17 protein-coding genes are annotated in these 20,008 nt (G+C 70.2%); 9 read left to right on the top strand and 8 right to left on the bottom strand.

The window, feature by feature from the left end:
- The 3 genes from ACQP04_RS24555 to ACQP04_RS24545 form a co-directional block, all read right to left on the bottom strand.
- Nucleotides 1–2,316 carry a xanthine dehydrogenase family protein molybdopterin-binding subunit gene (locus tag ACQP04_RS24555; protein WP_433502919.1) on the bottom strand — a complete coding sequence of 772 codons (2,316 nt, stop codon included), beginning with the start codon at nt 2,314–2,316 and terminating at the stop codon, nt 1–3.
- 121 nt (nt 2,317–2,437) lie between these two features.
- A complete protein-coding gene (locus ACQP04_RS24550; RefSeq protein ID WP_433502918.1) occupies nt 2,438–3,820 on the bottom strand; it encodes an MmgE/PrpD family protein in 1,383 nt (460 codons plus the stop codon).
- 145 nt (nt 3,821–3,965) lie between these two features.
- On the bottom strand, nt 3,966–4,967 hold the full coding sequence (locus ACQP04_RS24545; RefSeq protein WP_433502917.1) for an LLM class flavin-dependent oxidoreductase: 1,002 nt from the start codon (nt 4,965–4,967) through the stop codon (nt 3,966–3,968).
- Nucleotides 4,968–5,097: 130 nt separating this feature from the next.
- Between ACQP04_RS24545 and ACQP04_RS24540 the strand changes: the two genes are divergently transcribed.
- On the top strand, nt 5,098–5,901 hold the full coding sequence (locus ACQP04_RS24540) for an SDR family NAD(P)-dependent oxidoreductase (protein ID WP_433502916.1): 804 nt from the start codon (nt 5,098–5,100) through the stop codon (nt 5,899–5,901).
- A 52-nt stretch (nt 5,902–5,953) separates the two neighbouring features.
- Here the strand turns inward: ACQP04_RS24540 and ACQP04_RS24535 are convergent, their stop codons facing one another.
- A complete protein-coding gene (locus ACQP04_RS24535; protein ID WP_433502915.1) occupies nt 5,954–6,703 on the bottom strand; it encodes an IclR family transcriptional regulator in 750 nt (249 codons plus the stop codon).
- Between the two features lie 64 nt (nt 6,704–6,767).
- Between ACQP04_RS24535 and ACQP04_RS24530 the strand changes: the two genes are divergently transcribed.
- From ACQP04_RS24530 to ACQP04_RS24520, 3 genes are read left to right on the top strand one after another with little or no spacing between them, the layout of a single operon-like run.
- A complete protein-coding gene (locus tag ACQP04_RS24530) occupies nt 6,768–7,697 on the top strand; it encodes an acetaldehyde dehydrogenase (acetylating) (RefSeq protein ID WP_433502914.1) in 930 nt (309 codons plus the stop codon).
- Complete coding sequence (gene dmpG, locus ACQP04_RS24525; protein WP_433502913.1) at nt 7,694–8,728, top strand: 4-hydroxy-2-oxovalerate aldolase; 1,035 nt, start codon at nt 7,694–7,696, stop codon at nt 8,726–8,728. The genes ACQP04_RS24530 and dmpG overlap by 4 nt, the downstream gene beginning before the upstream one ends.
- Nucleotides 8,721–9,536 (top strand): 2-keto-4-pentenoate hydratase, encoded by an 816-nt coding sequence (locus ACQP04_RS24520; protein ID WP_433502912.1) that lies wholly within the window; start codon nt 8,721–8,723, stop codon nt 9,534–9,536. Before dmpG ends, ACQP04_RS24520 begins: the two co-directional genes overlap by 8 nt.
- A gap of 67 nt (nt 9,537–9,603) precedes the next feature.
- Here the strand turns inward: ACQP04_RS24520 and ACQP04_RS24515 are convergent, their stop codons facing one another.
- Nucleotides 9,604–11,061 (bottom strand): MFS transporter, encoded by a 1,458-nt coding sequence (locus ACQP04_RS24515; RefSeq protein WP_433502911.1) that lies wholly within the window; start codon nt 11,059–11,061, stop codon nt 9,604–9,606.
- Nucleotides 11,062–11,245: 184 nt separating this feature from the next.
- On the opposite strand from ACQP04_RS24515, the gene ACQP04_RS24510 reads away from it, so the two are divergent.
- From ACQP04_RS24510 to ACQP04_RS24500, 3 genes are all read left to right on the top strand, one after another.
- The gene (locus ACQP04_RS24510) at nt 11,246–11,731 is read left to right on the top strand and encodes a MarR family winged helix-turn-helix transcriptional regulator (protein WP_433502910.1); all 486 of its coding nucleotides are present in this window, start codon (nt 11,246–11,248) and stop codon (nt 11,729–11,731) included.
- A gap of 20 nt (nt 11,732–11,751) precedes the next feature.
- The gene (locus ACQP04_RS24505) at nt 11,752–13,218 is read left to right on the top strand and encodes an MFS transporter (RefSeq protein ID WP_433502909.1); all 1,467 of its coding nucleotides are present in this window, start codon (nt 11,752–11,754) and stop codon (nt 13,216–13,218) included.
- A 104-nt stretch (nt 13,219–13,322) separates the two neighbouring features.
- Nucleotides 13,323–14,519 carry a cytochrome P450 gene (locus ACQP04_RS24500; RefSeq protein WP_433502908.1) on the top strand — a complete coding sequence of 399 codons (1,197 nt, stop codon included), beginning with the start codon at nt 13,323–13,325 and terminating at the stop codon, nt 14,517–14,519.
- A gap of 105 nt (nt 14,520–14,624) precedes the next feature.
- Here ACQP04_RS24500 and ACQP04_RS24495 read toward each other — a convergent pair whose 3' ends face one another.
- Complete coding sequence (locus ACQP04_RS24495) at nt 14,625–15,092, bottom strand: MarR family winged helix-turn-helix transcriptional regulator (protein WP_433502907.1); 468 nt, start codon at nt 15,090–15,092, stop codon at nt 14,625–14,627.
- 831 nt (nt 15,093–15,923) lie between these two features.
- Between ACQP04_RS24495 and ACQP04_RS24490 the strand changes: the two genes are divergently transcribed.
- Together ACQP04_RS24490 and ACQP04_RS24485 are read left to right on the top strand one after the other, a co-directional pair.
- A complete protein-coding gene (locus ACQP04_RS24490; protein WP_433502906.1) occupies nt 15,924–16,751 on the top strand; it encodes a TauD/TfdA dioxygenase family protein in 828 nt (275 codons plus the stop codon).
- Nucleotides 16,752–16,893: 142 nt separating this feature from the next.
- A complete protein-coding gene (locus tag ACQP04_RS24485) occupies nt 16,894–17,655 on the top strand; it encodes a FadR/GntR family transcriptional regulator (protein WP_433502905.1) in 762 nt (253 codons plus the stop codon).
- Between the two features lies 1 nt (nt 17,656).
- Here the strand turns inward: ACQP04_RS24485 and ACQP04_RS24480 are convergent, their stop codons facing one another.
- Nucleotides 17,657–18,415, bottom strand: a complete 759-nt coding sequence (locus tag ACQP04_RS24480) for a FadR/GntR family transcriptional regulator (protein ID WP_433502904.1) — start codon at nt 18,413–18,415, stop codon at nt 17,657–17,659.
- A gap of 449 nt (nt 18,416–18,864) precedes the next feature.
- The gene (locus ACQP04_RS24475; RefSeq protein ID WP_433502903.1) at nt 18,865–19,983 is read right to left on the bottom strand and encodes a citrate synthase 2; all 1,119 of its coding nucleotides are present in this window, start codon (nt 19,981–19,983) and stop codon (nt 18,865–18,867) included.
- Nucleotides 19,984–20,008 lie beyond the last annotated feature (25 nt).

The raw sequence follows: 20,008 nt of genomic DNA, 5'->3' as shown, positions 1-20,008 counted from the left end.
TCAGGACTCCCTGTCCTGCAGGGCCTGCCAGACCCGCATCGGGGTCAGCGGCAGGTCGATGTGGTCGATTCCGTGGGGGCGCAGGGCGTCCATCACCGCGTTGTGCACGGCGGCGATGGAGCCGGTGGTGCCGGCCTCGCCGAGGCCTTTGGCGCCCAGCGGGTTGCGCGTGGTCGGGGTGACGGTGTGGGCGGTGTCGAAGGAGATCAGGTCCGCCGCGCTGGGCATCCCGTAGTCCGCGAACGACGTCGTGGTGGGGTTGCCCTCGTCGTCGAACGCGCTGTACTCGAACAGCACCTGACCGATGCCCGCGGCCAGCCCGCCGTGGACCTGGCCCTCGGCGAGCAGCGGGTTGACCACGACGCCGCAGTCGTCCACCGCGACGAAGCGCCGCAGCGTGGTCATCCCGGTCTGCAGGTCGACCTCGACGACCGCGATGTGGCAGCCGAACGGCGAGGTGCCCCCGCCCTGCTCGAAGCCGGGATCGGCGAACAACCGCGGCGCCAACTGCGGGGGGCGGCGGGCGTCGTCAGCGACGGCGGCCGCCAGCTCGCCCCACTCCAGGGTGCGGCCGGGGACACCGCGTACGGCGAGGCCGGTGCCGGGCACGACCTCGATGTCCTGGGGTGAGGCCTCGAACAGGTGGGCCGCGATCTCCTTGGCCTGCTCGACGACCTCGTCCGCGGCTTTGCGCACGGCGGTGCCACCGAGCTGCAAGGAGCGCGAGCCCGACGTGCCCATCCCGCGCGGCACCGTCGCGGTGTCGCTCTGGACGAACCGCACCTTCTCGGTAGGGATGCCCATCGTCTCCGAGATGATCTGCGCGTAGACGGTCCAGTGCCCCTGACCGTGAGCCGAGGTGCCGGAGACCACGGTGGCGTAGCCGTCCTCGCTGATCTCGACCGAGGCGTACTCGCCGGTCATTCCCGGGGTGCCCGCGGAGACCTCGACGTAGGTGCTGATGCCGATGCCGAGGGCAACCTCGTCGCCGGCTGCGCGGCGCTCGGCCTGCTCGGCCCGCAGGCCCTTGTAATCGGCCAGCCCGAGCGCCTCGTCGAGGGTCTTCTCGAAGTCGGCCGAGTCGTACTCGGTGCCCATGACGCTGATGTACGGGAACTTGTCGACCGGCACGAAGTTGCGCCGGCGGATCTCCGCGGGGTCGATGTCCAGCTCCGTGGCGAGCCGATCCATCGTGCGCTCCAGCGCGTGGATCGCCTCCGGGCGCCCGGCGCCCCGGAACGGCACGGTGGGGGAGGTGTTCGTGGCGACGCAGCGCACGACGTGGCTCGCGTGCGGGATGTCGTAGCAGCCCGTCATCAGACCGCGGGCCGTCATCGCCATGCCGATGCCCAGTCCGGGATATCCACCGACGTCGGTGAGCCCCTCGGACTGGATGCTCGTGACCTGCCCGTCCTGGGTCGCTTCGAGGGTGACGTCGAAGAGGTGGCCGCGGGCCTGCATGGTGAGGAGGTTCTCGCTGCGCGACTGGGTCCAGCGAACCGGGCTGCGGAGGTGGCGGGCGACGGCCGCGACGAGCACGTAGTCGGGCTCGGCCGGCGTCTTCCCGCCGAACCCGCCGCCGACCGACGGACACGCCACTCGCAGGTCGGCAGGGTCCATCTTGAGCCACAGCGCCATCAGACCCTGTGTCACGTGCGGCATCTGGGTCGAGCACCACAGCGTCAGCTGCTCGCCTTCGCCGGGGACGGCGGCGATGGCCAGGGGCTCCATGGGCGTGGCGGCCATCCGCGGGTGGGCGACGCGCTGGTGGACCCGCACAGGCGGCTCCGGGGCGCGGGTGCCGGCCTCGAACGGGATGTCCACAGCGACGTTAGTGCCGGTGCCGGGAAACAGCAGGGGAGCGTCGGGCGCGGTGGCAACGTCCGGGTCCACGACGACCTCCAACGCGTCGTAGTCGACCTCCACCAGCTCGGCCGCATCGTGGGCCTGGGTGATCGTCTCGGCGACCACGACCGCGACGACGTCGCCGACGAAGCGGACGGTCTCGGACGCTAGCGGGACACGATGGTACGCGTCGTCGATCAGCTCGCCGAACGTCGGGAAGAACACCCGGGGGACGTCCACGTCCTTGTGGGTGAGAACCGCGACCACACCGGGCGCGGTCATCGCCGCCGTCGTGTCGACCGACACGACACGAGCGTGCGCGACGGGCGAGCGCACGAACGCGGCGTGCAGTGCACCCGGGATGTCCAGGTCGGAGGTGAACCTGTCCCGGCCCGTCAGCAGGCCCGGATCCTCCAGACGCATCTGTCGCGCGCCGACCCCTGAGGGCGGGGCTGCGGTCGTCGACTCCACCGCTGACCTCCTTGAAAGCGTGGGTGCCGCCTGCCTCACAGGCGTTCACAACCAGATTAACAGTAGTCAGAGTATGCGGTGGGCTCGGCGTGGAGCGTCGTGAATGCGGCTGCGCATACGGTCACGCCTGGTAGGCGAGCCGGGTCAGCGCCATGATCTCACCCAGGCCACGGGCGTCCTCCAGGCTCCAGCACCGGTCCAGCAGGGCGTCCATCTGCTCGGCGCCCATGAGGGGTGCTGCCTGGTGGCGGAACTTCTCCTCCACCTCGGCGTCGGTCATCGGGTTCTTGGGGTGCCCCTTGGGGTAGCGGATCTCCGCGACGTGGTGTTCTCCTGTGCGAAGGGTCGCCTTGATGTGGAAGAACGTCGACTCGGAGTAGGCCTCGGTATAACGCGGGTTCTCGGTGATGGTCATCTTTGCCATCAGGGCACGCAGTTCCGGGTCGGCAATCCGCTCGGGGGTGAAGTCCTCGATTCCGACGTCACCACGGGTCAGGCCCAGGGCGACCAGGTAGGGGATGCTGTGGTCCGCGGTCTCCCGGGTCGTCGGGGCCCACTTGGCGGGCGTGTCCGCCGCGATCATGATCGCAACACCGTAGGTCTGGATCTCGATCTTGTCGATCTCGTCGAGGCGGCCGCCGATCGCCTTCCGCAGCTCGGCGGCCGGGTGCACCGACGTCTGGGCTTCGTAGTCGGCGGGGAAGTACTTGAGCTTCGACTCCTCGAGCTTAAAGGGGTGACCGTCCCCGCCGAACCGAGGCAGCTCAACGGGACCGCCCGCGCATTGGTTGAAGAAGCCGGAGTCGCCGAGGTACGGCTCCGCGGGACCGGTCATGCCCCGCCGCGCGAGCAGGGCAGCGAAGAGCCCGTTGCGGCACGCGTTGCCGCCTGCCGCGCCCTTCCACATCGACAGCGTCCCGCGCCGCGTCTGGTAGAGGCTGACGTTCGCGACGACCGCCAAGGCCACGGCATGGGCGATCTGCTCGCGCTGCAGGCCGAGCGCCTTGCTCGCCCCGTACGCCGATCCCATCGCGATCCACGTCGGGTAGTCCCAGCCCCTGCCGATGCTGATGTCGCACACGTCGGCGAGGCGGTCCGCGATCTCGTACGCCAGTACGAGCCCCGTAAGGAACCGGCGAGGATCGGCGTCGCCGTACTCCGCGGCCGCCAGCAGGGCGGCGAGCATGTCGCTCGGGTGTCCACCGCCATTCCTGGCCATGCTCATGTCGTTGAAGTCGAGGTACCGGAACATGACGCCGTTGGCGTAGGCCGCCGACTCCGCAGAACTCAGGTGCCCGGTGCCGAACACGGTAGCGCCAGGGTTCCCGGTCGACTCCGCCGCATGCGCCCGAGCTATCGTCGCGGGTTCGCTCGGGTACGCGCCGAGGGCGCATCCGAAGACGTCGATGAGGCGTCTCTTCGCCTCGTGGACCGCACCGGTCGACAGGTCGTCGAACGTGAGCCCGGCTGCGTAGTCGGCGAGGAAGGCGAGGGTCTCGTCCACTGCGTGATCCTTCGTCGTTGAGGGACGCGCTCCGAACCCATACTCGGCGACGGGGTTGCTGAGAAAGGGCTGTGCTCGGACTGGCAGAGCAGCGAGCGCGCCCAACTATGCACCTAGTACGACGGGTTGTGCAACGAGCCCGACGCTACGTCGGCTCGGTCACGAGGTGCTCGGCCCGGAGCGCGGGGAGGACCTCCTTCTCGAACAGCCGCAGGCCCGCCCAGCCGATCGCCGGGTCGCTGCCACCGACGAGCGGGTGGAACTCGATCTGACCCTCGGGGCCGAGTTCGCGGGCGATGGCGAGGCACTCCTCCGGTGTGACGATCCGGTAGGCCCCACCGGCGCGGAGTTCGTCGAGGTCCGCGACGGGCCGATACTGGGTGCCGGTGCCCGCTTCGGCGAGCCAGGCCCCGTACGAGCGCATCTCGTGCAGCAGGTGCGGCCCGAGCGCCTTCCAGGCGCCCTCGACGTCGTCGGTGACGTGCAGGAACTGTCCGCGCGGCATCGGAGGCGGTGGCGGTCCTGCGGGGCGGCCGAGCCGCGCGCACTCCTCGAGGTAGTCCTGGAAGAACGCGCGCTTCGTGGGCTCGAACCCGTCGGCCAGCCGGGCGGCGCGCAGGGCCGCCGCCCGCGACGAGCCGCCCAGCACCAGCGGCGGGTGCGGGCGCTGGACCGGGCGCAGCGCTACCCGGGCGGAGCGGCCACGGTAGGTGAAGGGTTCGCCGGTCCAGGCCTGGACGAGGGCGCGGATCCCGTCCTCCATCAGCGACGGGCGCTCGCGCAGGGTCCTGCCGAACATCGCGAACTCCGACGCGACATACCCGCCGGCGACGACCAGGTCCAGCCTGCCGCGGCTGATCACGTCGATCACGGCGACGTCCTCCGCGACCCGGACCGGGTCGTGCAGCGGCAGGATGAAGGCCCTGGCGCGCAGGCGGATCCGTTCGGTGCGGGCCGCCGCGGCCGCGGCGACCGCGAGCGGGGAGGGGCAGTAGCCGTCATCGCTGCCGTGGTGTTCCAGGAAGCGCACGGTGTCGAAGCCGGCCGCGTCCGCCCACGCGCACTGATCCAGGGCCGCCGCGTAGAGATCGGCGGGGGCGGTGCCGAAGGCGGGGGCACGGAGATCGAACTTCAGGCCGAGGCGCATGGCGTCATCGTGGCGGAGGTCGCCCCTGTTGAAAACAGACCAACGGTCTCTTAGTGTGGACAAGTATCAGACCGGCGGTCTCCTGCGCCGCCGGTCCGTGTGGAGCAGGGTGTCAGAAAGGAACGAGACGATGGAACTCGTCAGCACGACGGCGATCGTCACCGGTGGGTCCAAGGGGATCGGCTACGGGGTGGCCGATCTGCTCATGAGCCACGGCGCGAACGTCGTCATCAGCTCGCGCAAGCAGCACGAGGTCGAAGCGGCGGCGAGGACGCTGACCGAGGCCCACACCGCGGACGGCACGCGGGCCGTTGGGGTGGCCGGGGACGTGGGGAGCTCCGCGGACGTCGCGCGACTGTTCGCCACCGCGGTCGAGGAGTTCGGCCCGGTCGGCATCGTGGTGAACAACGCCGGGAACAGCACGCTGGACCTGATCACGGATCTCCCCGAGGAGGACTTCGACTCCGTGATCAGGACCCACCTCAAGGGCACGTTCCTCGGGACGAAGGCCGCGCTGAACCACATGAAGGAGACGGGCACCCGCGGTGCGATCGTCAATATCGGCTCCGTCGAGACCTTCGCGACCACGCGCGGCAACGCCCACTACTCGGCGGCCAAGGCGGGCATCGACAAGCTCACCGAGGTCGCGGCCCTGGAGGGCGGCCGGCTCGGGATCCGGGTGAACACCGTGGGCCCCGGCGCCGTGCAGACGCCGATGGGGGAAGAGGTCAGCACGCCGGAGTTCACCGCGGCCTGGCTCCGATCCTTCAGCGTCGACCGCTACGGCAGGCCAGACGACATTGCGAAGGCCGTGGTCTTCCTGGCCTCGGACTACGCGGAGTGGATCACCGGCATCAACCTGCTCGTCGACGGTGGCACGCACCTGTGCGGCCTGCCGGACTACGCCGACCACCTGCTGCCGAACGCGGGCTGACCGTCCGAGCCGGCCCGTCGCCACCCCGGCTCCCTGAGGTGGCGCCGGGTCGTCAGGGTCTCCGCCGGCCGGTGGTGCCGAGGGAGCGGGAGATGCCGAGGGCGGCCGTGCGGACGGCAGGCGCCAGCCGGGAGGTGTCGATCCGGTTGGCCCGACCGGTGATCGAGACGGCCGCGACCGCCTCCCCATTGTCGCCGATCACCGGCGACGCCACGCAGGATATCCCGGTCGAGGACTCCTCGTGCTCGACGGCGACACCGGTCTCGCGGATGCGTGTCAGCTCTCGTTCGAAGAGGCCGCGGGCGACCACCGTCCGGGGCGTACGCCGGCGCAGCCCCTTCTCCAGAACGGCCGCCAGCCGCTCGGGGGGTGCGTGGGCGAGCAGCGCCTTACCGACACCCGTGCAGTAGGCCGGCATCCGGCCGCCTACCCGGGATGCGGTCGGTGGTCCGTGCCGGCCCTCCAACTTCTGGACGTAGACCACGTCCGTGCCCTCGGCCACCGCCAGGTGCACCGTCTCGCCCGTCGCCTCGTACAGGTCGGCCAGGAACGGGGACGCGGCCGCGCGCAGGTCGACCGGGCGGGACGCCAGGAGTCCCAGTTCGAACAGACCCATCCCGACTCGGACGCCGTCGGCGGTCACCTCGACGGCGTTCCACTCCGCCATCTGGTGGAGGAGGCGATGGGCGGTCGGCTTGCTGATGCCTGTCCGGCGGGCCAGCTCGGAGATGCTGATCGTCCTGTCCTCGGGCCGGAACGCGGACAACAGGGAGAAGACGCGACCGACGACGGAATCCGGCACGCCGTCTCGCTGAATGGACCGCATTGCTCGATTGTGTGCGCGTCTCGATGGGACCGTCCAGCGCATGTCGAACAACGGAGCACGGGAGTCGGTGACCGCCGCCATCGTCGGTCCCGGGAACATCGGGACGGACCTACTGATCAAGCTGCAGCGCAGCTCGGTGATCGACGTCAGGTACGTGGTCGGGGTGGTGGAGTCGGATGGGCTCCAGCGCGCCCGCAAGCTAGGAGTGGAGGCCTCGGCGGAGGGCGTTGACTGGCTGCTCAAGCAGGACCAGCTGCCGCAGCTGGTCTTCGAGGCCACCTCGGCCAAGGCGCACATCGCCAACGCGCCCCGGTACCAGGAGGCGGGCATCCAGGCGGTGGACCTCACCCCCGCTCACCTGGGCCCGATGGTCTCCCCGCCGGTCAACGGCGCGGCCCACCTGGATTCGCCGAACGTCTCCATGATCACCTGTGGTGGCCAGGCCACTATCCCCATGGTGTACGCCGTGTCCCGGATCACCCCGGTGCCCTATGCCGAGATCGTCGCCTCGGTCGCGTCGAAGGGTGCTGGTCCGGGCACCCGGGCGAACATCGACGAGTTCACCGAGACCACTGCGCGGGCGGTCGAGGAGGTCGGCGGAGCGCAGCGTGGCAAGGCGATCATCATCCTCAACCCGGTCGAGCCGCCGATGATCATGCGCGACACCGTGTTCTGCGCGATCGGGCCGGACGCGGAGAAGGACGCGATCACCGCGTCGGTGCACGACATGGTCGCCGAGGTCCAGGAGTACGTCCCCGGCTACACGCTGCGCGCCGAGCCCCAGTTCGACGACCCGCAGGACAGCTGGGACGGCAACGGCCGCGTCGGCATCTTCCTCGAGGTCAAGGGCAACGCCGACTACCTGCCCTCCTACGCGGGCAACCTGGACATCATGACAGCCGCCGCCGCCCGTGTCGGCGAACTGATGGCCTCCACCAAGGCTGGTATCGACAAGGAGACCGTGGCATGAGCCGCCCCGCCCTGACCCGCGACGTCCGGATGATCGACACGACGCTGCGCGACGGCAGCCATGCGATGGCCCACCAGTTCACCGAGACGCAGGTCCGCGACACCGTACGTGCGCTCGACCAGGCCGGCGTCGAGGTCATCGAAGTCTCCCACGGGGACGGCGTCGGTGGCTCGTCGTTCAACTACGGCTTCTCCCGCACGGACGAGATGAAGCTGATCGCGGCCGCCCGCGAGGAGGCCCGCAACGCCAAGATCGCGGTGCTGCTCGTCCCGGGCATCGGCACCAACGAGGACCTCAAGCGCGCCCATGACGCGGGCGCCGAGATGGTGCGCGTGGCCACCCACTGCACCGAGGCGGACGTCTCGCCGCAGCACTTCGGCATGGCCCGAGACCTGGGCATGGAGACCGCCGGCTTCCTGATGATGGCTCACCGGACCGACCCGGAGAACCTGGCCAAGCAGGCCCGGATCATGGTCGACGCCGGATGCCAGGCCCCCTACGTCACCGACTCTGCCGGCGCGCTGCTGATGCACGAGGCGCGAGCGCGGTTCGAGGCCCTGATCGCCGAGGTCGGCGACGAGGCCTGGGTCGGCTACCACGGCCACCAGAACGTCAGCATGGGCGTGGCGAACTCGGTGATCGCCTACGAGGTCGGCGTCCGGTACATCGACGGCTCGCTCTGCGCGCTGGGGGCCGGCTCCGGCAACTCGCCGACCGAGGTGCTCGCCGCGGTGTTCGACCGGCTCGGCGTGAACACCGGCCTGGACGTCTCCGCGATGCTCGACGCGGCCGAGGACGTCGTGCGGCCCTACCTGCCGCGCTGGCCGAAGATGGACCGCAACGCGATCGTTCAGGGCTGGGCGGGTGTGTACTCCTCGTTCCTGCTGCACGCCGAGCGGGCCGGAGAGCGCTACAAGGTTCCCGCGCACGAGATCCTCAAGCGCTGTGGCGAGCTCGGCTATGTCGGCGGCCAGGAGGACATGATCATCGACGTCGCGATCCAGCTGGCAGCGGAGCGCGAGCGTGGCTGAGCAGTCCACGGCGACCGTCGTCGACCCGCAGGGGAAGGCGAAGGCGCTCTACGAGGCCCGGCGCACCCGCAGGCCGATCGCACCGTTCACCGACACCGAGCCGCACCTGACGATGGCGGACGGCTACGCCATCCAGGCCGAGTTGGTTCCGATGCTGTTGGCGGACGGTGACGAGATCGTCGGCTACAAGGTCGGGCTGACCTCACTGGCCATGCAGCGGTTGATCGGGGTGGACTCGCCGGACTTCGGTCCGGTGCTCGCGTCGACCCGCTACGCGAACGGTGGGGACGTGCCGATGGACCGCTTCATCTCGCCGAAGATGGAAGCCGAGATCACCTACGTGATGGGGGAGCGGCTGCAGGGTCCGGGCGTCACGCTCGAGGACGCCCGGCGGGCGGTCTCGGGGGCCGCCGCGTCGATGGAGATCGTCGACTCGCGCGTGGCGGACTGGCGCGTGAAGCTCGCCGACACCGTGGCCGACCTGGCCTCCAACGGCGCGATGGTGATCCCGGACGAGTTCGTCCCGGTCGACGCGTTCGACTCCCGGCTCGTCGGGATGGTCCTGTCCCGCAACGGGGAGGTCATCGACACCGGGGCCGGCGCGGCCGCCCTCGGGGACCCGCTCGAGGTCGTCGCCTGGCTGGCGAACGTCCTCGGCGAGCGCGGTCTCGCGCTCGAGCCGGGCCACCTGGTGATGACCGGCGCGCTGCACGCCGCGGTCCCACTCGCGGCGGGTGACCACTTCCTGGCCGAATTCGACCGGCTGGGCTCGGTGACCCTGAACGTGGTGGACAGCCTCGGAGGCTGACGACCCGCACGACGGAAGACCCGGCCGGTGCGCTGCACCGGCCGGGTCTTCGTCATCCGTCAGAAGGTCAGTGGGCTGCCGCCTCGTCGGCGTCCTGGCTCTTGCGCAGCTTGACGCCGACGGTGCAGAGCACGGCGATCACCGAGATCCCCGCGCCGACCCACCAGGCCGCGGTGAAGCTGCCCTCGGTCGGCAGCGCGGCCCCGCCGTCGAGCACGAGCACGTTCGCGGTGAGCACTGCGGTCACGCCCGCGGCGCCGAGACCGGTGCCCGCTGCACCCGCCAGGTGACCGATACCCGCGGCCGTGGCGGACTTGTGCAGCGGCAGCGACTGCATGAGCAGGATGTACGACGACCCGAGGGTCACCGACCAGCCGATGCCGAAGATCGCGGGCCACATCCACAGCTGCCAGGCCTGGTCGTGGAACAGGGCGAGGCCGACGAACGCCAGCAGGATGACCGAAAAACCGGCTCGCGCCACGACCTGCGGACGCTCCCAGCGCAGCTGCATGGAGATCGCACAGCCGACTGTCGCGATGACGAACAGCGGGATGATCACAAGACCGGCCATCAGTGGGTCGAAGCCGAACCCGAACCCGCTCGACGTCGGCGCGCCGGCGATCGACGGGACTGTGAAGTTCATGATCCACACCGAGGCGGCCGAGAGCAGGTAGACGACCCAGGTACGCGCGAAGTTGGGGTTGGCGAGGGCGGCCGGGTCGGCGAACGGGTCCTTCTGTCCTCGCGAGACCCGAACCCAGGCCACGACCGCGACGATCCCGAGGGCGAAGAGGATCAGCGTGGTGGCCGAGCCCCAGCCCCAGGTCGACCCGGCGGACAGCGGGATCAGCAGCAGCGTGATCGCCGCCGTGAGCAGGCTCGCGCCGAACCAGTCGATCCGGTGTCGGGTGTCGATGCGCTCGTTCGGCACGCTCGGGATCGCGCTCAGGATGCAGGCCAGCGCCAGCGCCGCCATCACCCCGAACACCACGCGCCAGTCCACGTGCAGCAGCTCGGTGATCAGGCCGCCGAGTAGCAGGCCGATCATCCCGCCGCCGAACTCGCCGACCGGGATCGCTCGCAGCGCCCGGGAGAGCTGAGCGCCGTTGACGTGGTTGCGCACGATGGACATCGCCAGCGAGCCGATCCCGAGCGACGGCGCGGCGATCGCGCGGCCGATGAGGTGGATCAGCATGTTCGGGGCGACGGCCGCGATGACCGACCCCACGACTAGGCCGCCCAGTAGCAGGATCACCAGGGTGCGTTCGCCCGTGCGCTCGGCGATCCGCGGGGCGAGCGCCGTGGCGACGGCACCCAGGACGACCGTGATGATCACGGTCCAGTTCAGGAGCGCGCCGGATGCCTGCAGGTCCGTGCCGATGCCCGGGAGCAGGGTGACCGGCACGATGGTGTTCATGTTGATCACTACCAGGCTGGCCCAGAGGCTGGTCAGCAGTGGCCACCGTGCCACGGGTCGCGGATCGCCGTCCAGGGTGCGCGAGGTGTCACTCAACGCCTTCGTCATGGAAATCTCCGTTCACCCGGTCGGCCCGGATGCTGTCGTCGTCGACCGAACAGCATTAGCTGTTCATAATACGCAGTAAACAGGGCCCTGCTTGCTTGGACAAGGAATGTCAGCACGCATCGGCGGGTCATCAGGCTCCCTGGTTAGCTTGCCTGTCAAGATGGCCTGACGTTAGGATGGCCGGATGGCACCGACGCGCGCCCGCACCGACGCTTCCGCCCTCGCCGTCCAGCTCGGCCTCGCCATGACACGGCTGCGTTCGAGGTTGCGCCTGGAGCAGGCGTCGGTCACCACCGGTCAGACGATGTCACAGCTGTCCGTCCTCGGCCGGATCGCCGACAGCGGTCCGATCACCGCGAGCGCCCTCGCGCAGGCCGAGCATGTCCGGGCGCAGTCCATCGCGGAGACGGTGGCCACCCTGAAGAAGCAGGGCCTGGTCGAGGCGAACCCCGACCCGACCGACGGGCGCAAGTCCCTCTTGTCGGTCACCGCGGCCGGACGACGGCTCGTCGACTCCATCGTGGACCTGCGTGGTGCGTGGCTGGCGCGCGCCATCGAGCAGGACGTCACCGCCGACGAGCGGGAGGTGCTCGCCCATGCGGCGGAGATCCTCTCGCGTGTGGCCGACTGCCGCCTCGAGCCGGCTTCCGACGAGGCGTGGCGCGTGTGACGGCGGCTCGCCACAACTCCGTGACCACTTCGAAGGCGTTCGGCTGGCAATTCTCCCTGACCCTGGTGCTGGCGGCCATGCTCAACCCGGTCAACAGCTCGATCGTGGCCACCGCGCTCGTGCCCATCGGGGAGGCCCTCGGCCTGCCGGTCGGCCGGGTCGCCCTCCTGGTGACCAGCCTCTACATCGCCAGTGCGGTGGCCCAGCCCGCCATGGGCCGGTTCGCCCAGCGGTTCGGGCCGCGCCGGGTCTTCCTGGCGGGCGCGTTCCTTGTGGCTGCGGGTGGAATCGTCGGCGCGTCCGCGCAGGACCTCGCCGCGTTGGCGGTGGCCCGGGTCCTGCTCGGCGTCGGTACCTCGGCCGGCTTCCCCAGCGCAATGCTGATGATCCGGCGCCGCGCGGAGGACACCGGGGAGCACCCGGGTGGGGTGATGGGTGCGCTCGTCGCCTCGAGCCAGGTCACGGTGCTGCTCGGGCTGCCGCTCGGCGGGCTGCTGGTGTCGGCAGCCGGATGGCGCGCGACCTTCTGGATCAACATCCCGCTGGCGGTGGCGCTGCTCGTGATGGCCTACTTCTGGCTGCCCGCCGACGGCCGCAGCTCGGCAGCGGGAGGGGCACGTCGGCTCCTCGGCGAGCTCGACGTGCTCGGGATCGCGTTGTTCGGGGCGGCCCTCACGCTGCTGGTGTCGTTCCTGGTGTCGCTGCCGGCGGCGCACTGGGTGCTGCTCGGTGGCGCGCTCGCGGCCGGCGCGCTGCTGGTGGTGTGGGAACTGCGAGCGTCCAACCCGCTGGTGGACATGCGTACGTTGCTGAAGAACCGCGCGCTGACCACGACGTACCTGCGCACCGGCGGCGGGATGCTGATGGCATACGCGGTGATGTATGGGCTGACGCAGTGGCTGCAGGAGACGCGGCAACTCTCGGCCACCGCCGCTGGCCTGCTCATCGTCCCGATGAGCGCCGCGGGGGCGCTCGTCACCCGGCCGATCTCCCGACGGGGGCTGGTGAGGACGCCGCTGATCGTCTCCGCGGTTCTCGCAGTGGCGATGGCGGTGGCGCTCGTCCTGCTGTCCAACACGACGCCGCTGGTGCTGGTCATCGCGATCACCGCGGTGGTCGGGGTGTCCGTGGGGCTCGCGACCGTCGGCAACCAGGCAGCGGTGTTCACCCAGGCCGACCGGGAGGACACCGGCATCGCGGCGGGCCTGATGCGGACCTCCGGCTACATCGGTGCGATCGCTTCCGGAAGCATCATCAGTGTCGTGTTCCGGGAAGGCCCGAGTGACGCGGGGCTGCACGGCATCGCCGACATCCTCATCCCGGTCACGGTGCTGGTGCTGCTGCTCGCCGTGTTCGACAAGCGGTTGCCCCGCCGGTTGGACACTCCACGCGCGATCGACGACGACGGCATCGCGCCGCCCACGGCGCTCGAACCGCTCACCGGCACGGACGGCCCACGGCGCAGCCGCAGGGCAGAAGATCACTGATCACCAGGCGGGCGACCGCCGACGACGTCGGACCGCGGCGTCGTCCGACGACCAGGAGGTGGAGAATGGCGGAATCGACCACGACAGAGGGTTCTCGTCCAGTCGTGGAGCTGACGGAGTACCGCGAGGTCGAGGAGATCCTGCGCCGCGGGAGGGACTTCCTCGCGGGCGGCACAGTGGCCGAGTCCTCGGAGTTCGCGCACGGCACGCTCGTGTCCATCGACGGGCGTGAGCACCTGTCGCGGCGCCGGGCCCTTATGCGGATGATCAACCCGAGTCGACCGTGGGGCGCGGACGGGACCCTGATGGACGAGGTGTTCGCGGACAACCTCGCTCACCTCGAGGCGACCGTGAAGCCGGTCGACGGGCTCCTCCACTTCGACCTCGTCGAGTTCCTGCGGGGAATCATCTGGCGCTTCACCGCGAGCTTCGTCGGCATCGACGGCGTGGACAGCCCGGAGCAGACCTCCAAGTTCGTGTCGCTGGCGGTCCCGCTGGTCGCGGGCATCACGATCCAGTACATGCCCGAGGACCAGCGAGCGACGGCCCTCGAGAAGTTCCGCGTGGCGCGCACGACGATCCGCGAGGAGCTGTTCGACCCCAGCCTGGAGCGCCGGCGCGCCCTCGTCGCCTCCGGCCTGTCGGACGACGAGCTGCCCGGTGACCTGCTGACGAGCCTGCTGAAGGCGGACCCGCCCGTCGCCGACGACCTGATCTTCACCGAGGCGGTGCAGCTGCTGGCGGCGTCGGTGAACAACCCCGTGCTGCAGGCCACCCTCGCGATCGACGACCTGCAGCGCTGGCTGGACGAGCACCCCGAGGACCGCGCGAAGACGGGGGAGCGGGCCTTCCTCAACGCGGCCGTCAAGGAGACGCTGCGGCTGCACCGCGCGACCCGCCCGTTCCTGTCACGGCGTGCGGCCTCGGATGTCACGCTCGAGTCGACCGGTCGCGTCATCCCGAAGGGCACGCTTGTCGCGGGGTACCTGATGGAGGCCGATCACGACAAGTCGATCTTCGGTGACGACGCGGAGTCCTACAATCCGCACCGCATCCCGTCGGACCCGAAGGTCGCGCACTTCGGGCTCGCCTTCGGCGCGGGCCCGCACGTCTGCATCGGGCGCCCGATGCTGCTGTGGGAGCAGGGGAACGACACGAGCCAGGGCGCGCAGACCAAGCTCCTCCGCTTCCTGCTCGCCCGCGGCGTCCGCAGGGACCCGAACGGCGAGCAGACCATGCAGCGCGAGCGGGGCAGCCACCGCTTCACCCGTTACGACGTGACGATCCCCGTCCCGTCCTGATGCCCGGGTGAGCGACCGTGGCGCGCGGGGTCTGCGCCCGCAGAGGGTACGGAACCGCCAGCCAGCCCTCGCGGGCCGGGCGGTCCGGTGAGGGGACGGACTGGCTCAGGCCGGGCCCGTGCGCCGCGGGCGGTTGCCGAGGTTCGACTCGGCCAGCCTGGTCAGAAGCCCGAGAGCGGCCGACAGGGTGGTGCGTTCGTCGGTGGTGAACTCGTCGGCCAGGACGCTGACGATCCAGGCGTCCCGGACCCTGCGGTCCGCCTCGAGCTCTTGTCGACCCAGGTCGGTCAGGCGGGTACGGACGTGCCTGCGGTCGTTCGCGTCCCGCTCCCGTGCCACGAGCCCGCGCTTCTCCAGCGTTTCGAGGTTGGCCCACACGGTCTGGGCACGCAGGCCCTGATCGTCGGCGAGTTGGCTGGCGGTGGCCTCGCCCCGCCGGGACAGGTCGCTGAGCAAGGCGCTCTGCGACCAGGTGAGCGAGCTTCCGCTCTCGTACCGGACCCTGCGGATGACGAGGCCCGCGGTCTCACGGACCGCAGCGGCCAGTCCGGCCAGGTCGTCGGCGTTCCTCATGGCTGTCCACCATGCCAGCACGACCGGGAGAGCGGACGACGTCCCTGCCGAACCGGCGTGGTGGGCCCCTCGGCATGCTTGCCAGGGCCCCTGGGAGCCAGGCTGTGTCTAGATAAGCCCCAGATCGCGGTCTTCGCGCCCATATCGCGCCTGGCGGCGTTGCCGCCCGCGGCCGAGTACGTCCGATCATCGCCGCAGAAACCGACGAGGAGGCCTGGACCTGGTGTCCAACGACGCGCTGGACCCACTACGAGATGACGAAGCTGGCCGCCACGAAGGCCATGAACCAGGGCCTCGGCGGTCCTGATCGGGTCCTCCACGTCCGGCGCCTCGATGCTCGACGAGATGGCAGCGGTGCCGCTGCGTCAAGGGAGACGGTTCGCGGTCTTGTCGGCGGCGAGGAACAGCTCGACGCAGGCGAGCCGGGTCCGATGCAGCGGGTCTCGGCCAGGGCGATCACGTGCAGGGCACAGTCTGTGGCTCAGCCGCCGCAGTCGAGCCCGCTCGGCAGTCCGCTCCACCCTTTACATGCGCAGTGTTACCTCGAGCTCGGTGTCGCGGGTGGAACATCGGGCCAACCCCGCCCCAGGGCTCTGTTCCTTTGGCCGTCGCGGAGTCGTTTCCGATCACACGCAGGTCAGAAACGATGCATGGGCAGGAGGCCCGCCAGCAAGGGTGTCCGGATCTGCAGATGTGGCCGCGCGGTGATCGCAGCCCGGCCGTCAAGACCGGCATCTTGTCGGAGGTGACGAAAAAGACATACTCTGTGCACTAATAACGCTCGGGACGACGAGCCGCCACCCCTTCCCGGGCTCGGAGAGGAGCATGAGGATGAAGGCCGTTCCCATCACCGACAGCCTCGGTGTCGAGCTGCGGGACCTGGACATGTCGAAGCCGTTCGACACCGACGAGGTCGGGGTGCTGCGGGAGGCGTTCGACAGGGGCGGTGTCGTGTTGGTCCGCGGGCAGAAGCTGCGCGACGAGGACCAGGACCGGTTCGTGAAGACCCTGGGTGAGCTGCACACCTTCCGGTGGGGCACCCAGGTCGAGTACCTGTCCAACGTCATCAAGGACAACCCGTCGCTGGCCGGGTCGCGGCGGCTGTTGTTCCACAACGACGGCGCCTACCGGGAGAAGGTGGCCTCGGGCACCTGTCTCTACGCCCAGGACGTCTCGCCGACCTCGCCGCCGACCGCGTTCGCCAACACCGTGCGGGCGTACAAGAACCTGCCGCAGGAGATCAAGGACGAGATCGAGAACCTGCACGCCTGCAACGCCTTCGACATGTACGAGACCGAGGCCGAGCAGAAGCGGGTGCGCCTCGCGGACTACCCCGAGGGTGCGGACCTGTCCGGCATCCAGTCCTACGAGCACCCGCTGGTGATCACGGTGCCGCACACCGGGGAGAAGGCGCTGTTCGTCAACGAGTTCAACACCAGCCACATCGTGGAGTACGGCGTGGACTCGCAGCGCGGCGAGGAGCTCATCCAGACCCTGTTCTCCTACGCCTACGCCGAGGACAACGTCTACACCCACCACTACGCCAACGACGACCTGGTGCTGTTCAACAACTGGGCCGTCCAGCACGCCCGCACCGGCCAGATCGACCACAACCCGCGCACCCTGCGACGACTCGTGCTGGAGTCGCTCAACTGGTGAACCGGTCCGCTGCGGGCGGCTCGGGCCCGGGCCCCGGACGTATTTGACTCGCCCAACTATGCTTACGCTTTGAACGCCGGACGTGGGAGCGCGCCGGAGAGGGCCTGCAGGTCCACCTGCCGGTAGTCGAGGGGATGAATGAATGTCCGGTCCCGCCGCCCGCGCGATGAAGCAGTCCGAGATCGTCGCGAGGCAGATCGTCGCCCAGATCCTCGGGGACGGGCTCGGGGAGGGGACACGGCTCCCCACCGAGCGCGCCATGCTCGAGGAGTACCAGGTCGGGCGGAGCACGCTCCGCGAGGCGCTCCGCCTGCTGGAGAGCCGAGGGATCTTGAGCATCCGGACCGGGAGGGACGGGGGGCCGGTCGTCCGTCGTCCGCGTCCCTCGGACCTCGGGGAGGCCATGACCCTCATCCTCCAGTTCGAGGGCGTGGCGTTTTCCGAGGTGTTCGCCGCTCGGCAAGCACTGGAGCCGCTGCTGGCGGGAATGGCGGCCAAGAACGCGGACCAGGCCGCGCTCGACGCGCTCCGGGACTGCGTGGACCGCATGGCGTCGTTCATCGACGAGTCAGCGGTCTTCCATGCCGAGAACCTTCGGTTCCACGAACTGATCGCACAGGCCGCGGGAAGCCCGGTCCTGGAACTGCTCAGCAGCGCGGTCGAGTGGGTGGCCGACGGTATCGCCTTCGGTGCTGTCGACGCAGGATTCAGTCAAAACCAGCGGCAGATCGCGCTGACTTGGCACGAGCGCATCTTCAAGGCCGTTGCCGCCGGGGACGCGCCCGGCGCCGAGGCAATGATGGAGGGCCATCTCCAGGACTCGAGGGAGGCCTGGATGGGCCGCTACCGGGACGTGACCCAGCGACCCGTCCAGTGGACCCCGATCACCGAGGCGCCCGCGTGAGCTAGGCCGTCCGCTCGCTGGCACGGCGTTCGCGCGCCCGAGCACCGCCCGTGACCCCGCGACGGGACCCGGGCCGTCCCTGGGGCGGGAAGGTCATCATGTCGATGAGCTCCAGGGCCACTGCGGCGGCGGCGTCACCGTCCCGTCGACCGAGGGCCTCGTGGAGGCGCTTGTGGAGCTCGGTGTACTTCACCCGGGCGGCACGTGTGGCCTGCCGGGTGTCCGGGATCGGGTCGTCGGCCCGGAAGCCGTCCAGGACCGCGTCGACGGCGCTGACCAGGATCGCCAACACCGGGCTCTGTGCCGCCTCGGCGACGATGGTGTGGAAGCGGCGGCTCTCCGTCTCGAAGACGGCGATCTGCTCGACGTAGAGGTCCATGCGGTCGAGACACTCGCCGATCGCCGCCAGCTGGGCCGCGGACACGTTCTCGGCGGCCAGCCGCACCAGCCGAGGGACCAGGGCGCGTTGCCCCGCGACGACCTGCTCCGCGGTCACCCCGTCGAACCGCAGCGCGAGGCTGATGGCCTCGCCCAGGTCGGACGGGTGTGGGCGCCGGACGACGGGTCCGCCCTCCCGGCCGGTCTTGATGCTCAGCACGCCGCGGTTCTCCAACAGCCGGAGCGCCTCACGGAGCGTGCTGCGGCCGACCTGGTACTCCTCGACCATGCTCTTCTCGGGCGGCAGCCGAGTTCCCTCGGCCAGATCGTCGTCCACGATCTGCTGTGAGATCTGACGCGCGACGATCTCCGACTGCTTCATCGCCCGACGAGCGGGACCGTGCACGCGTGACCTCCCCAGTGGCGGGCCGGAAGGCCGCCCACCTCACGGCGTGAGCGGGCTGCAGCCAGCCGTGTCGTCCGGCGACCTACGACACGGTCAGTATGCCAGGCGGGGAGCCGGACCCGCCGCGGCTACATCGCTCGCGGCGCCGCTCTGGCACTGGTCGTGGATGCCGAACCGCGTACCGGGGCCCGGTCTGCTCCGTACGCAGGCAACTCCTTGAGGCCGCGGGGTAAGGAGCAGGACAGAGCGTTGAACCGCGGCGCGGCCATGACGAGTCGTTCGAGATCGTTGCCCCGCGTCGATCCGGCAGCAGCTCAGCCCGTCCGGGCCCTTCGCCAGGTACACGGCTGCGGCCGAGGCGCAGTCGCGGCGTGGACCTCCCGCTGGACCCGGAGCGGGTCCGGCGGGCGATCGCAGGGCGCCGGTCAGCCGATGAGCGCCCAGCCCGCGACGTCCTGGGGCTTGCGCGGACCGGGGCCGATGTACTGGGCCGACGGGCGGACCAGCTTGTTCTCCCGCTTCTGCTCCAGGATGTGGGCCGACCAGCCGGCGGTTCGGGCGCTGGTGAACATCGCCGGCATCATGTGCGGCGGGACCTGGGCGAAGTCCAGGATGACCGCGGCCCAGAACTCGACGTTGGTCTCGATGGTCAGGTCGGGGCGGCGCTCGCGCAGGGTCTTCAGGGCGGCCTGCTCGAGCCCGGCCGCGACCTCGTAGCGGGGCGCGTCGAGCTCCTGGCAGGTCCGGCGCAGTACGCGGGCCCGCGGGTCCTCGGCCCGGTAGACCCGGTGCCCGAAGCCCATGAGCTTCTCCTTGCGGTCCAGGATCCCCTTGACCAGTGCCTCCGGGTCTCCGGTGCGTTCGACCTCCTCGATCATGGGCAGCACGCGGGCCGGGGCGCCGCCGTGCAGGGGTCCGGACATGGCGCCGATGGCCCCGGAGAGGGAGGCCGCGACGTCGGCACCGGTCGAGGCGATGACACGGGCGGTGAAGGTGGAGGCGTTCATGCCGTGCTCGGCGGCGGAGACCCAGTAGGCGTCGATTGCGCGGACGTGCGCCGGGTCAGGGTCGCCCTTCCAGCGGACCATGAACCGCTCGGTGATCGTCTTCGCCTCGTCCACGCGCGACTGCGAGACGGCCGGGACCCCGATGCCGCGCGCGGACTGCGCGACATACGACAGGGCCATGACCGAGGCGCGGGCGAGCTGCTCGCGGGCCTCCTCGACCGAGGTGTCGAGCAGCGCCTTGTAGCCCCAGTGCGGGGCAAGCATGGCGAGCGCGGCCTGGACGTCGACGCGGACGTCGCCGGTGTGGACCGGGATGGGAAACGGCTCGGCCGGGGGGAGGCCGGGCCCGAAGCGGCCGTCGACGAGCAGGGCCCAGACGTTGCCGAAGGTGACCTGGCCGACCAGGTCCTCGATGTCGACGCCGCGGTAGCGCAGGGCGCCGCCGTCCTTGTCGGGTTCGGCGATCTCGGTGCGAAACGCGACCTGGCCCTCCAGGCCGGACCTGAAACCGGGAGGGGGCGGGGGGACCTCGGACATCCGGGCCTCCTTCGTGTGTAGGGGT

It is taken from the genome of Pseudonocardia halophobica (assembly GCF_050948485.1).
Taxonomy (GTDB): domain Bacteria; phylum Actinomycetota; class Actinomycetes; order Mycobacteriales; family Pseudonocardiaceae; genus Pseudonocardia; species Pseudonocardia halophobica.
The sequence above is the reverse complement of the archived record's forward strand: the minus strand, read 5'-3'. Positions and strand labels throughout refer to the sequence as shown.

Coding starts and splice junctions, on each gene's coding strand:
- ACQP04_RS24545 (WP_433502917.1), bottom strand. CDS start 4,967: ATGCGCCTCGGCCTGAAGTTCGATCTCCGTGCCCCCGCCTTCGGCACC.
- ACQP04_RS24540 (WP_433502916.1), top strand. CDS start 5,098: ATGGAACTCGTCAGCACGACGGCGATCGTCACCGGTGGGTCCAAGGGG.
- ACQP04_RS24530 (WP_433502914.1), top strand. CDS start 6,768: ATGTCGAACAACGGAGCACGGGAGTCGGTGACCGCCGCCATCGTCGGT.
- dmpG (WP_433502913.1), top strand. CDS start 7,694: ATGAGCCGCCCCGCCCTGACCCGCGACGTCCGGATGATCGACACGACG.
- ACQP04_RS24515 (WP_433502911.1), bottom strand. CDS start 11,061: ATGACGAAGGCGTTGAGTGACACCTCGCGCACCCTGGACGGCGATCCG.
- ACQP04_RS24510 (WP_433502910.1), top strand. CDS start 11,246: ATGGCACCGACGCGCGCCCGCACCGACGCTTCCGCCCTCGCCGTCCAG.
- ACQP04_RS24495 (WP_433502907.1), bottom strand. CDS start 15,092: ATGAGGAACGCCGACGACCTGGCCGGACTGGCCGCTGCGGTCCGTGAG.
- ACQP04_RS24490 (WP_433502906.1), top strand. CDS start 15,924: ATGAAGGCCGTTCCCATCACCGACAGCCTCGGTGTCGAGCTGCGGGAC.
- ACQP04_RS24485 (WP_433502905.1), top strand. CDS start 16,894: ATGTCCGGTCCCGCCGCCCGCGCGATGAAGCAGTCCGAGATCGTCGCG.
- ACQP04_RS24480 (WP_433502904.1), bottom strand. CDS start 18,415: ATGAAGCAGTCGGAGATCGTCGCGCGTCAGATCTCACAGCAGATCGTG.
- ACQP04_RS24475 (WP_433502903.1), bottom strand. CDS start 19,983: ATGTCCGAGGTCCCCCCGCCCCCTCCCGGTTTCAGGTCCGGCCTGGAG.